Genomic DNA, 13,840 nt, shown 5'->3' with positions numbered 1-13,840 from the left:
TTTTTTAACTATTTTCTGCTGTATTATAATTGGGTAATGTAAAGATGAAAGTGGCTCCTTCTTTAACATTATCTTCAGCCCAAATTTTACCTTTGTGATGTTCAATAATTTGCTTACAAATGGCTAAACCTAGTCCGCTTCCGATTGGTTTTTTTACGTTTTGATTTCGGGATTGATAGAATTTATCAAAAATAGCTTCAAAATCTTCCTTTTTAATTTCCTTGCCGTTGTTGTGTATTTTGACTTCAATATTGTGTTTGTTTTCATCAATGGAAATCACTATTTCCCCATCTGTTTCCGAGCAGAATTTTATAGCATTCGATACTAAATTATGAATGACCTGAATGATCCGTTCTTCATCATAAAAGGCTTTTATCTCTTTGGAGCTATCATTAAATTCAATATTGATATTTCTATTTTTTATTAATTGTTGGAGAGAATTTAATGTGTTTTTGATTGTTTTTGTAATGTTGTTTTTGGACAAATAAATCTTTTGTTTTCCGGTTTCAAATTTCTCTAAATCCAAAATTTTGTCAATTAGGCGGTTTAATCGATCCGACTCTGAAATGATGTTTTGCAAAAACTGCTTTCTCAACTCTTCGGGAATGTCGTTATCGTCATGAAGGATTTCGCTTGCGGCACGAATGGCGGTTATCGGCGTCCTCAATTCATGGGTAACCGTATCAAGAAATTCATCTTTTTGAATGTCTTTATTTACTAATTCCTGATTCGCATTTTTGAGTTGTTCGGATATTTTTTTTAATTCATTCGAAGTGTCCGTCAACTTCTTGTTGATGATGATATTTTCTTTGGATTCCTCCAAAATTCGCAACACTTCGGGCAAACTGATTTTGTCTTCTTTGACTACACTAGAGATTAATATTTTGGCGGAAGCCGTACCAATGTGTCCCGTTAATAAATTCTCGGCAAATTTTATAAATCGGGCATCTGCAGTGGTGATATCTTTATCAATGTTGTATTTTAAATTGAAAATAGTCAATGCGCGCTTGGTTCTTTCTTCACCAAGAAATCGCTGCAATACTTTTTGAATATCGGAGATGTAGGCCGTTCCTTTCCAAACAAAAGCATTTTCATGATTGGTAATGTATTTGTCAATATCCACAAACATTTCGGCATAATTACGTTCTCTGTAATTGCCCTTGAAACTCACGGAAACCGAGGAATAACTCAGAATGTTAATTAATAAACTCCAGAAAACGGCATGCGGTATGGGTTCTAAATAATCCAAACCAAAAAGTTGAAACGGTTTTAGCAATTCAATTCCCCAAGGGCCATCCTGAATAAACAGGCTGGTTGATTTCGTGATTCCAATAGCGTACGGAATTAGCAACGTGTAAAAACACGTCAAAAATCCAAGAATAATTCCGGTTACCGCACCATATTTAGAACCTCTTTTCCAGAATAGTGCACCAAAAAAGGAAGGAGCCAGTTGTGCTATAACGACAAAGGAAACTAGTCCTATGGAAACCAAAGAATAGTCCAAAATGAATATTCTATAGATGGCATACGCCAAAATGATAAGCGAAAAAATCCCTATTTTTCTGCTGTTTACAATTCGCTTGCTGTTTTTTTTCTGTGAAGAATTTTCCAAAGATCCTATGAAACCATACGGGATCAATAAGTTGTTGCTCAACATGGTAGCGAGTGCAATTGAAGATACAATAATCATCGAAATTGCTGCCGAAAATCCGCCCAGAAAAACCATTACTGTCAATACATTATTGTCGAAAAGCTGTGGAATCAATAAGGAGTAGGTGTCAGAATTATGGCCTTTTCCTTCAAAAAGAATATTGCCACCCCAAGCAATTGGGAAAACAAAAAGGTTGAAAAGGAGCAGGTACAACGGAAAAAGCCAAATCGCTGTTCGGATGTGGGTTTCTTTATTGTTCTCGACGATCGCAGTGTGGAATTGTCTTGGCAAAAGGAAAATAGCAAACATGGATAGAATACAAAGAAAGAACCAGTTGATTCCATTTGTAATCCCGCCAATCGTATTTTTCTTGTCAAAATCTTTCAGGACAGCCGCTTTTTGATAAATATCATCAAAACCGTCAAAAACAAAATAGGTAACATAAATGCCTACTATTAAAAAGAAAACTAACTTCAAGATGGATTCCATGGCGACGGCGGTTACTATTCCGCGTCTTTTTTCGGAAGCGTCTACATATTTGGTACCATAATAAGAAGCAAATAAAGCCAGTGCCATGCAAACATAGGTTGTTGTGTCAGTGAAAATATTGGAGCTTGCCTGCGTTTTGGTAACAATATGAAAAGTGTCTGAAATTGATTTTAGCTGTAAAGAAATATAAGGTAGGATTCCAAAAATACAAATCATGGTTACTACTGCTCCCAGAAATCTGCTGTTTCCGTATCGTAAAGAAATAAAATCTGCAATGCTGGAAATTTTATTTACTCTCGAAATTCGGATAATTTTCTTAAGAATAATCATCCACGTTGGAATAATTAATATGGGCCCTAAATAGATGGGTAAATAACTCAAACCGGATTCTGCGGCAACACCAATACTTCCGTAATAGGTCCAGGCTGTGCAGTATACCGCTAATGAAAAAGAATAAATGTAGGGATTATTTGTCCATTTAGAATGGCTTCTTTTTTCGGACCAATAGGCAATGTAAAAAAGAATCGACAAATAAAGAACCAATATTAACAAGAGTCCAATGCTATTCATAATATCTTTTTATAATTAAGTACGATATGGCGATTGAAAACAGCCAAGCCGAGAAGATATAAATATAGATAATTGGAAATCCAAAAAGTGGTTGCGAACTGTCAAATAACAGTAGGAGCGGCACGTTCAAAGCTAATAGCATTAGCATTGAAAGGATTACCAACTTTTGTTCATGTCTCTTTTTCATAAGAAAATTCAGTTTGCTTTGCAGCGGAATGTGCTTTCGTTTTTTAAAGATTCTGTATTCGAATCTGTGTTTTTTATTTAAAAAATAAACAATCTCCGCAAAAACATGCAGAGATTGTTTTTAAGGAGTGCATTTAATTAATCGTTTTTTTCATCGTAATCACCCATTAAGGCATAATACCCAAAGGTTCCTAATCCTAAAACCACAAGCGGTAGCAATATAAAAAATATGATTATTCCGAAAACCAAATCTTCTTGTTTGCCGGAGGTCAATTTTAATCCAAAAATGTCAATGCAATAATAGGCCGTAGCAACTGCTAACGCCATCCAAACTAATCCTAAAACTCTTTTTATCTGATTCATAGTTGTGTTTTTTTAAATGTGAGCGTTTTTGTCTTTATTTTTAATATAAACCATTCCAATCACAAAGCTGACAGCAGCTATAACAATTGGATACCAAAGTCCTTCGAGATAAAATTCCGGATTTCCGCCCTCTTTTGCATTTATAACAAAATAGGTTGAAATTGCAGGAAGCAGTCCTCCAAAAATTCCATTTCCTACGTGATATGGCAGCGACATAGACGTGTATCTAATTTTAACGGGGAACATTTCTACAAGGAAAGCTGCAATTGGGCCGTACACCATTGTAACAAATATGACTTGTACAAATACTAAAAATATTAAAGCCCAATTGTCACTGGAGTTGATTTTAATAGTTGTTTTGGTTTCTATTTTTGGTTTTCCGTCTACAACTTTAGCCGTACCGTTTTCTAAAGATACCGTTTTTACTTCTACTAATGTTGTCCCATCCGCATACTCTTTGTTCGTGGTGTAAATAGAATCCATGGTTTGCTTCTTGTTCTCTTTCAGCTCAGCGAGTAGTTTTGTTTTTTCTACTATTTCCGTTTTATTGGCTATCGATGTAGTTTCGTACATGCTTTTATAAATAGGTCTGTATAATACAATTGCTAGCAACATTCCGCCCATCATGATGTATTTTCGGCCTACTTTATCACTTAACCAACCAAAAAGGATGAAAAATGGAGTACCAAGCATTAATGCGATTCCTAACAAAGTATCTACCTGAGAAGAATCAATAGACATTACCGTTTTCATGAAATTCATGGCATAGAATTGACCGGTGTACCAAACGACCCCTTGTCCCATTGTTGCTCCAAATAAAGCCAACAATACAAATTTCAAGTTGTAACGATTTCCAAAACTCTCTTTCAATGGATTAGTACTGGTTTTTCCTTCTGCTTTTGCTTTAGCAAAAACAGGAGATTCATCCATATTTTTTCTAATTAAATACGAAACTCCAACCATGATGATCGATACCCAAAACGGAACTCTCCATCCCCATTCGTCAAATTGCTCAGGCGTAAGGATGTTTCTTGTGGCTAAAATTACCATCAAGGAGATGAATAATCCAACTGTTGCAGTAGTCTGAATCCAAGAAGTCCAATATCCTCTTTGTCCTACGGGAGCATGCTCAGCCACGTAGGTTGCGGCTCCGCCATATTCACCACCCAAAGCAAGACCTTGAAGCAAACGAAGAATTAACACTAATAAAGGCGCCATGAATCCAATGGTTTCATAACTCGGGATACATCCAATCAGGAAGGTTGCACCACCCATTAATAATAAAGTAACCATGAACGTGTATTTTCTTCCAATTAAATCTCCTAATCTTCCGAAGAAAAGCGCTCCAAAAGGACGCACTACGAATCCCGCTGCGAATGTTGCCAAAGTCGATAAGAAGGCTGCTGTAGGATTATCTGAAGGGAAAAATTTTGTTGAAATTACAACGGCTAAACTTCCAAAGATGTAGAAATCATACCATTCGATCATTGTACCCATTGAGGACGCGGAAATGACTTTCCAAATTCCTTTTGTTGATTTAGTACTCATAAATTATATTTTATTAAAATTAGTTTATAGATAGATTTGTAGTTGTACTATGAATTCTCCTTTTGATCCTGAGATGTTAGATGGGGAAGTGTAAACGGGTCTTGCTGAATATTGTGCTGTGATTTTAGCGTGTTGACCGTCCAAGAAAAAGTTAGTTCCAAGATCAAATTGGGTACTGGACTTGTCTAAAGCGTCAAAGTTTTTATAGGTAAATGCTCCAAAAGGTTGTACGCGAACTTTTGGTTTATCTGCTTTGCTTGGTAATAAAATTCCGGCTTGCGTGTACCAGATATTTCCTGATCCAATGGTAGCTTGTGCATTTCCAGCTCCGGCCAACGCTCTGCTTCCTGTGAAGTTTGGGTCAACGGAACCAATATTCATTATAGCTACATTACGCAAATAATTTGGTCCAAAATCATAATCGTAGAAAACGCTATAGCCAGTTACAGCCATTTTGTTTTCTTTTTTCCCAACAGGTAAATCAAGAAAAACATCCGCTGCAAAAAGATTGATATTGTGTTTGCTGATGGTATTATTTACCGAAGATTTGGTTGCGTCAGGAGCCGTATAAAAACCAGCACCAATATTGAATACTTTTTTAGTCCCAAGATAACTGCCCACTTTATACGGGAGTACATTAGCTTCCTGATCTAAGAATTGATACTCGAAATAACCAGCTTTTGACCATTTTGTGTTTCCGCTGTTGTCAACTGCTACGGCATTATCTGCTGTTGTCACATTGGTAGGAACTAAGTTTGTAGCGAACGGTTTATTGTAACTCAATCGGTATTCTAATTTACCGTATTTTCCTTTGGCAAATAAACCCATTTGTCTGGCAAATTGATCGGAGTTTTCAATTAGCGGCCAGTTAAAAATAGGAGCGTCAATTGTTAGAAAATTTAATGTTGAGGCCATTGTGGCTCTTGATAATCCCATATAATAATGCAATCCACCACCCAGAGTCAAACTGAATTTTTTGTCTTTTTCGGGTAAAAACAATGCATATTCGTTCCAGGCATCGTGGAAAAATATTCCTGGTTTTTTTCCGGCGCCATATCCACCAGTTCCGGAAGATCCTGCGGCACCTCCATTTGTAAAAGTTTGATTGTTGATACCAAAGTGTGTCACGATCATGTATCTTTTGGATAATTGAGAGTAGGCAAGAAAACGCAAACGTCTGTTCCCAATGTCAGTTCCAGTTGTAGCCGCTTCATTTCCAATCATTGTTCCTGGGTTCATTTGGCCGGAACGAAACCATATTTGGTTCCATGCGATAAAACGCATGTATTTTGAACCATCTTCGTTCAAATTGAATTTCATTCCGCTACCGTAATCAACAGAGCCTTGTGAAAAACCCTCTAAAGACAATAACAATATTGCCGCTGTAAAAAACATTTTTTTCATAAATAAAATTTTGGTTATTAAATGGTTGGTTAATAAAGCGCCAAATTCTATTATTTTATTGTGAAAAAAAATTTAGATATATTTATGTGTAAAGTATATAGTTAATCTTTGAATCGCTCCCATTTAATGAGCATAAACTTATCACCAAGCTCCGTTATAATCATTCCAGCCCCGGACAATAGCTCTTTGTTTTTTATATATTCAATAAGTTCTAAATGGCTTAAAATCTTATAGGTAGGGTGGTAGTTGGCGTGTGATGGTTTTTTTATGTTAAAGGTTTTTACCCAGTTGCTTACCGTAACATGGGAAACCCCTATGATTCGTTCTATTTCACGAAAACTCAAACCCTCGAGATAGAGTTGTAATGCTTTGGTAACATAATAATCATCTATCTTTTTTCCAATTTTATTGACCGTAAAGAAGTAATTGCATTTTTTACATAAGTACCTTTGTTTACTATTGATTATGCCGCTTTTTATAATGTGATTGCTCTGGCATTTGGGGCAGGTTAAAATCTCCATATATATAAATTTTGCATAAATATAGTAATTTAGCAACTATTGTTATTTGAATTTCGCAAAAATATTAGAAAAAAAGTACGAACCCTTTATTTTTGTTCAATTATTGGTGCGTTTTTAGTAAAGTAAGGTACATTATAGAAAAGGTTTGATTTTCAGAATCCAAGGCGGTTTTGGTGAAATAATTCTTCAAAACAAATCAAAACGTGCGCTTTTTTTGAAATTAAAGAAAAGGTTTTGGGCTGCGGCGGTAGTTTAAAAAACTGAAAATTCTCGCCTATCTTTAATGTAAATTTTTGATTTGGGAAAATGTAGGGTATTTTAAAAAATGTGTCAGAGTGGACGAATTGCCGATGATTTTTTCGATAAAAATTCTGCTTTTCATTTCCTTTATAAATTTTTGTAGAAAAGTGGCTTCTTTTTTGTTCGTGCAATTAATGAGAAGAACTACTTCCCAATCATTAGCATTTTTTGTAAATGAGTCTGAGTAAAGATGCTCATTGTGTTTTTATAATACTTTCATTACTGTTGTGCGTTTCTCCAATATATAATTTATTAACTGATTTTTAATAGAAAATATTAAGACGATGCATTTTCAAAAATAGATTAAAAACAAAAAACCCGAATATTTCTATTCGGGTTTTGTGGTACCTCCAGGGATCGAACCAGGGACACATGGATTTTCAGTCCATTGCTCTACCATCTGAGCTAAGGTACCTCGCTATTGCGGGTGCAAATATAGAATGATTTTTAGTTTATCCAAAACATTTTTTAAAAAAAATCAATTCGTACCTTCGCAACATCAAAAACCAAATTATGATTTTAGTTATCGACGTTGGAAATACCCGAATTAAAGCAGCTGTCTTTGAGGATACTACCCTTTTTGAAATTTTTGTTTTTTCGAAAATAGAACTTCAAAAAAATATTCAAAATATTTTAAAAAATTTCAAAAAAATTACTGATATAGTTGTTTCGTCAGTTGGAGATGTCGAAAAACAGTCATTTTTAGAATATAGTAATGTTTTGAATGTGCATTTTCTGTCTCATGAAGATTCTTTTCCGTTCCATAACTCTTATGCGACTCCTAAAACTTTAGGGATTGACCGGATGGTTCTGGCTGCAGGAGCCACGCTTCGGTTTCCCAATCAGAATCGATTGGTTATTGATGCGGGAACCTGTGTTACCTATGATTTTATTGATGATAAAAATAATTATTTAGGCGGAGCGATTGCGCCAGGATTGCGATTGCGTTATGAATCGTTACACAATTTTACGGCGAAACTTCCTTTGTTGTCATTAGAAAGTCCAAGAGATCTAATAGGAACATCTACGTCTGAATCGATTCATTCGGGTGTGGTAAATGGTTTCGTTTATGAGATTGACGGTTTTATCGATGAATATAAAGCGAGATATTCAAATTTTATAATAATTTTAACGGGGGGCGACACAGATTTTTTGGCTATACGATTAAAAAATACCATATTTGCCAATTCAAATTTTCTGTTGGAAAGTTTGAACCAAACATTTCAATATAAAATCAAAAATGATTAAAAAAATTCTAATAAGCGCATGTTTGCTTTTATCATTAGTGTCTTTTGCACAGGAAGGAACAGCGTCTCCATATTCCTTCTACGGAATTGGAGATGTACGGTTTAGAGGAACACTTGAAAACCGTTCTATGGGAGAAATCGCTATCGAACAAGATAGTATTCATATGAACTTACAAAATCCGGCGAGTTTTGCACATTTAAAGTTGACTACCTTTACTTTGGGTGGTACATACGCAACTACAAAATTGAAAACCGATACTGAATCATCAAATGCGCGCAGATCAACCTTAGATTATCTTGGAATAGGTTTGCCATTAGGTAAATTTGGAGTTGGTTTTGGTTTGATTCCTTATTCTTCTGTTGGGTATAAAATTTCATCTGTGTCAGAAGATCCGGCACAAAACAACAGACGATTTAACGGATCAGGTGGTTTGAATAAAGCTTTTTTTGGTATAGGTTTTAAAATAGCTCCCAATTTTAGTATTGGTGCCGATGTGAATTATAATTTCGGAAAAATTGAGACTAATAATTTTGAGTATATTACTGATATTTCTATTGGTACACGAGAGTTAAATTCGGTAGATTTATCAGGAGTAAATTTTAATCTTGGGATGATGTACCAGACTAAAATTAACAAAAAAGTATCTTTTTTCAGTAGTTTGAATTACGCTTTAGAAAGCACATTAAAAGCTGAAAACACCAGAAATATAGCTACGGCACTTTACGGTTCAAATTTTGATTTGGTTATTGTTGACGTTCTTGGCGATGTAAAGACAGAAAAGAATTTGAAAATACCAAGTAAATATAATGCGCAGGCAGGTTTTGGCGAAACCAGAAAATGGTTGGTAGGTGTTGGATACACATTTCAAGAGGCTGGTTCGCTGAATAATAATTACAATTCACTTGATAATGTTACTTACGAGAAACATTCAAAATACAGTATTGGTGGTTATTATATTCCAAATTACAATTCATTTTCAAATTATGCCAAAAGAATTACTTATCGTGGTGGTTTCAGGTTTGAAAATACGGGCTTAGTAATTCATTCAGAGCCGATAGAAGATATGGCGCTAACGTTAGGAGTTGGATTGCCATTGACTGGAACATTCTCAAACGTAAATTTAGGTCTTGAATTTGGTAAAAGAGGAACAACTGCTGCAAAATTGGTCGAAGAAAACTATGCAAATGTAAGTGTGAGTTTTTCACTAAACGACAGATGGTTTGAAAAACGAAAATTCAACTAGAAAGAGATTTTTTACTAAAACTTCTTTGTAAGTCCAACGTATGACTTTATTCAAAAAATATTATCTTAAATGGATTGTCACAGTTTTTGCTGTGACACTCTTTTTTGGATGCGAAAGTAATTTTAAAGAAGTACAAAAAATTAACTTTTCTGAATTTGTTCCAAGTAGTGACGCGGACATGGTGAATCTGAAATACACGGATTCAGGACGGATAACCGCTATATTGGTTAGTACTAAAATGCTGGATTATGCCAGTGTCGAATTTCCTTTTACGGAATTTCCTAAAGGAATAGACGTTACTTTGTACGATAAAAAAGATAAAAAAACCTTTATTAAATCAAATTATGCCATTTCTTACAAAGGCACGAATATTATTGATTTACAGGGAAAAGTAAAAATATTCACCGAACAAGGTCAGACGCTGGAAACTGAGCAGTTATATTATGATCTAAAAAACGAGTGGTTTTTTACCGAAAGAAGGTTTAAATTTACGGACCCAAAAGGAATCTCTAACGGACAGGGAATTGATTTCAGTAAAGATTTTAAAGTGATTTATTCTCAAAAAATAACGGGCGAAGTAGAAACGAACGATTAAATACAATATTATGAATTATTTAAAATACACACAATACGTTTATCTTGTTTTTGGCGCTTATTTCATTTATGATGGTGTCACTAAAGTGAATGATCCTGCATCAGGGAATTTTTGGCTGAGTTTCATGATAGCCGGATTGGCGATATTCATGTTTTTCTTTAGAAGAAAATTTGCCAAAAAATTTGAGGACCGTAATAAAAACTCTTAATTGATGGAAGTTAGTATTATCATATCGTGTCTAATACTAAGTGCTTTTTTTTCAGGAATGGAGATAGCCTTTGTCTCCTCCAATAAAATATATCTTGAAATCGAAAAAAAACAAGATAACTTTCTATCAAAAATACTTACAAAACTTACTGAAAAACCATCAAACTTTATTGTAGCCATGCTTATTGGAAACACTATAGCAATGGTGGTCTATGGTTTTTTTATGAGTCATGCGGTGATGAGATGGTTTGTAGCTTTGGGATATCATTTTTCAGATTGGGTGAATCTGCTGTTGCAAATCCTAATTTCGGCAGGAATTATTCTGATTACTGCAGAGTTTCTTCCTAAAGTTTTTTTTCAAATTTATGCAAATTCGTTTATTAAATTTTTTGCGGTTCCGGCTTATCTATTCTATAAACTATTCTATTTTATTTCTACATTTTTCATTGGGATTTCTGATTTCATATTGCGGAAATTTTTTAAAACGGAAGGCGATACTATTCAGTTGTATTTTAGTAAAATAGAACTTGGCAATTATATTACGGAACAAATGAGTAGTGTGGAGGATAATGAATTAGTAGATTCTGAAATATTGATGTTTCAAAATGCATTGGAGTTTTCTGGTGTGAAAGCCAGGGATGTGATGAGTCCCCGCACCGAAATAATAGCGGTTGAGGTGTTTGATTCGATCGAAGAACTGAAGCAACTGTTCATTGATACGGGCTATTCCAAAATCGTGGTGTACCAAAAATCGCTTGACGATATTATTGGTTATGTACATTCCTTCGATTTATTCAAAAAACCAAGTAACATAAAGGAAATTGTGATTCCGGTTGAATTTGTTCCTGAAACGATATTCATAAAAGACGCTATGAATTTGCTGACCAAAAAGAGAAAAAGTGTAGCCGTTGTTTTGGATGAATATGGCGGAACGTCGGGGATCATTACAATTGAGGATATTGTGGAAGAACTTTTTGGTGAAATTGAAGACGAGCATGATTCCGATGAAGAGTTGATAGAAAAAGAGTTGGGCGAAGGTGTTTTTATTTTCTCGGCTCGATTGGATGTGGAATATCTAAATCAAACCTATAAACTTCACATTCCCGAAGGCGATTCTTACGGAACGCTGGGCGGTTTCATTGTCGATTTTACAAAAGAAATTCCTCAAAAAGGAGCTGTAATTACCATAAACTGTTATCATTTTGTCATTGAAGAAGCTACAAATAAGAAAATTGAATTGGTCAAAATGAGTGTGCAAGAGTGATTTTTATTATGAAAATAAAAATTCTTGCAAAATAAAACGCTACTACTATAATTATTAATTAGATAATTGTATTTTCGCAAACTGAATATATAAATTAACAACAATAAAATGGCAGTTTTACAAAAAATTAGACAACGTTCACTTCTTCTGATACTCGTTATCGGGTTTTGTTTATTAGCATTTATCATAGGTGATATATTCAACAGTGGTGGTTTCAACAGTACATCAAAAGATGTAGGAAGCATCGATGGAAAAGATATTTCATTCGAGGATTTTAGAGTTAAAGTTAGTAATGTTGAAAAAGGTGGTCAAGGGATAACTTCAACTGAAGCAGCTAACAGAGTTTGGGAGCAAGAAGTTTCTATCGCTTTGTTGACGTCTGAATTTGAAAAATTAGGACTTAGAGTAGGGGAAAAACACTTATTGGAAGTTTTAAAATCAGATCAAAATATTGGTGGAAATCCACTGTTTTTGAATGCTGCAGGTGTTTTTGATGTTGCCAAATTCAAACAATATTTTAAATCTAATCCTGAACAAGCTCAATTTTTAAAAGATAGAGAGAAAGATGCGGATTTAAATGCCAAATATCAAATCTACAACACATTGATCAAAGCGGCAGTTTTTACAACTGAAAGCGAAGGTAAAATGAAATACGAGATGGAAGCAAACCAAGTGAACTTTGCTTACGTTGCCGGTTTATATTCAACCATAAAAGATAGTGAAGTAAAAATCTCTGATTCGGAGATTGTAGATTTCATGAAGAAAAATGAAAAGAAATACAAAGCAGACGAATCCCGTGAAGTAGAATATGTTTTGATTGAAGACAAAGCATCTGCAGCGGATGAAGCGGATGTAAAATCAAAAATTAATGCATTGTTATCTGGAAGTGTAGTGTACAACCAAGCTACAGGTAAAAACGATACTTTAGCAGGATTTAGAACTACTACGAACGCAATTGACTTCGTAAATTCAAATTCAGATGTTCCTTACGATTCAACATACATTGCAAAAAAAGATTTACCGGCTGTAGATGCTGATAAATTGTTTAACCTTGCTCCAGGTCAAGTTTATGGTCCATATATCTTTGGAAATTACTACTGTATTTCTAAATCAATGGGAATGAAGCCAGGTGTAAATGCTAAAGCAAGTCATATTTTAATTGGCTATGAAGGAACTCAGGTTCCTAATCAAAAAGAAAAAAGAACAAAAGAACAGGCAAAAGCAAAAGCAGAAAGTATTTTGGCGCAGGTAACTGCTAATCCAGATAGTTTTATGATGTTGGCTTTTACAGCTTCGGATGATTCGTCTGCACAACAAGGTGGTGATTTGGGTTATTTTGGTCCAAACCAAATGGTGAAGCCTTTCAATGATTTTGTTTTTAATAATGCGATTGGTAAAGTTGGTTTAGTTGAAACTGATTTCGGTTTTCATATTATAAAAATTACAGATAAGCAAGACGGAATTCGTTTGGCTACTGTGGCTCAAAAAGTAGAAGCTTCAGAAGCAACTTCTGATAAAATATTTACGCAGTCAACTAAGTTAGAAATGAATGCTTCTGACAAAGACTTTAATAAAGTTGCAAAAGATATGGGACTTAAAGTTGCTCCGGCTGTCTCTGTAAAAGGAATGGATGAGAACTTTGGAACATTAGGAAATCAAAGAACTATCGTGAGATGGGCTTTTGAAGACGGAGTTAAAGAAGGAGCTGTAAAAAGATTTGAAGTAGCTAATGTAGGTCACGTTATTGCAAAATTGAAAAGTATTGATAAATCTGGTTTAGTTGCCGTTTCTGTAGCGAGACCTTATGTAGAACAAATACTAAAAAACAAGAAAAAAGCAGCATTGATCAAAGCTAAAATGACTGGTTCTTCACTTGAAGCAATTGCAAAAGCAGTAGGAGGAACGGTACAACAAGCAACCGGTCTCACTATGGAAAATGCGATGTTGCCAAATGTTGGTCCAGAGCCAAAAGTTGTTGGAAATGCATTTGCATTAGCGGCAAACAAATTATCTGCTCCAATTGAAGGCAACACTGGAGTATATGTTGTTCAAAATAAAAGTACTTTAAAAGCACCAGTATTGAAAAACCATGCACCATACGTTGCTAAATTGAAAGCACAAAGTGCTTCAGATGCGAACAGGGTTGTTCCTGCATTGAAAGCTAACGCTAAAATTGAAGATAACAGACAAGATTTTAATTACTAGTCAAAAAGTAATTAATGACAATAAAAATCCCGATACATGCTAAATG

At 34.7% G+C, this 13,840-nt stretch carries 11 protein-coding genes and 1 tRNA gene; 6 read left to right on the top strand and 6 right to left on the bottom strand.

The annotated features are described in order from the left end of the window. Nucleotides 1-4: 4 nt before the first annotated feature. From ACP7AT_RS11760 to ACP7AT_RS11735, 6 genes are all read right to left on the bottom strand, one after another. A complete protein-coding gene (locus ACP7AT_RS11760) occupies nucleotides 5-2,710 on the bottom strand; it encodes an ATP-binding protein (RefSeq protein WP_426064506.1) in 2,706 nt (901 codons plus the stop codon). Between the two features lie 324 nt (nucleotides 2,711-3,034). Next, nucleotides 3,035-3,259, bottom strand: coding sequence for a DUF6814 family protein (locus ACP7AT_RS11755; RefSeq protein WP_426064505.1), 225 nt, complete (start codon nucleotides 3,257-3,259; stop codon nucleotides 3,035-3,037). Nucleotides 3,260-3,271: 12 nt separating this feature from the next. Further along, nucleotides 3,272-4,807: an MFS transporter gene (locus ACP7AT_RS11750; RefSeq protein ID WP_426064504.1), complete on the bottom strand. Its 1,536-nt coding sequence runs from the start codon at nucleotides 4,805-4,807 to the stop codon at nucleotides 3,272-3,274. A gap of 24 nt (nucleotides 4,808-4,831) precedes the next feature. After that, nucleotides 4,832-6,211: a porin gene (locus tag ACP7AT_RS11745; RefSeq protein WP_426064503.1), complete on the bottom strand. Its 1,380-nt coding sequence runs from the start codon at nucleotides 6,209-6,211 to the stop codon at nucleotides 4,832-4,834. A 101-nt stretch (nucleotides 6,212-6,312) separates the two neighbouring features. Further along, nucleotides 6,313-6,732 (bottom strand): IS1/IS1595 family N-terminal zinc-binding domain-containing protein, encoded by a 420-nt coding sequence (locus tag ACP7AT_RS11740; RefSeq protein ID WP_091204322.1) that lies wholly within the window; start codon nucleotides 6,730-6,732, stop codon nucleotides 6,313-6,315. Nucleotides 6,733-7,374: 642 nt separating this feature from the next. After that, a tRNA-Phe gene (locus tag ACP7AT_RS11735) sits at nucleotides 7,375-7,447 on the bottom strand. A 98-nt stretch (nucleotides 7,448-7,545) separates the two neighbouring features. On the opposite strand from ACP7AT_RS11735, the gene ACP7AT_RS11730 reads away from it, so the two are divergent. The 6 genes from ACP7AT_RS11730 to ACP7AT_RS11705 all read left to right on the top strand — a co-directional run bounded on the left by ACP7AT_RS11730 (nucleotide 7,546) and on the right by ACP7AT_RS11705 (nucleotide 13,794). Next, a complete protein-coding gene (locus ACP7AT_RS11730; RefSeq protein ID WP_426064502.1) occupies nucleotides 7,546-8,280 on the top strand; it encodes a type III pantothenate kinase in 735 nt (244 codons plus the stop codon). Then, nucleotides 8,273-9,523, top strand: a complete 1,251-nt coding sequence (locus ACP7AT_RS11725; protein ID WP_426064501.1) for a hypothetical protein — start codon at nucleotides 8,273-8,275, stop codon at nucleotides 9,521-9,523. Before ACP7AT_RS11730 ends, ACP7AT_RS11725 begins: the two co-directional genes overlap by 8 nt. A 40-nt stretch (nucleotides 9,524-9,563) precedes the next feature. After that, on the top strand, nucleotides 9,564-10,118 hold the full coding sequence (gene lptC / locus ACP7AT_RS11720; protein WP_426064500.1) for an LPS export ABC transporter periplasmic protein LptC: 555 nt from the start codon (nucleotides 9,564-9,566) through the stop codon (nucleotides 10,116-10,118). Nucleotides 10,119-10,128: 10 nt separating this feature from the next. Continuing rightward, nucleotides 10,129-10,326: a hypothetical protein gene (locus ACP7AT_RS11715; RefSeq protein WP_426064499.1), complete on the top strand. Its 198-nt coding sequence runs from the start codon at nucleotides 10,129-10,131 to the stop codon at nucleotides 10,324-10,326. A gap of 3 nt (nucleotides 10,327-10,329) precedes the next feature. Continuing rightward, nucleotides 10,330-11,589 carry a hemolysin family protein gene (locus ACP7AT_RS11710; RefSeq protein ID WP_426064498.1) on the top strand — a complete coding sequence of 420 codons (1,260 nt, stop codon included), beginning with the start codon at nucleotides 10,330-10,332 and terminating at the stop codon, nucleotides 11,587-11,589. Between the two features lie 108 nt (nucleotides 11,590-11,697). Further along, the gene (locus tag ACP7AT_RS11705) at nucleotides 11,698-13,794 is read left to right on the top strand and encodes a peptidylprolyl isomerase (protein WP_426064497.1); all 2,097 of its coding nucleotides are present in this window, start codon (nucleotides 11,698-11,700) and stop codon (nucleotides 13,792-13,794) included. Nucleotides 13,795-13,840 lie beyond the last annotated feature (46 nt).

This window comes from Flavobacterium sp. DSP2-3-1, from assembly GCF_049896865.1.
GTDB lineage: Bacteria > Bacteroidota > Bacteroidia > Flavobacteriales > Flavobacteriaceae > Flavobacterium.
The sequence above is the reverse complement of the archived record's forward strand: the minus strand, read 5'-3'. Positions and strand labels throughout refer to the sequence as shown.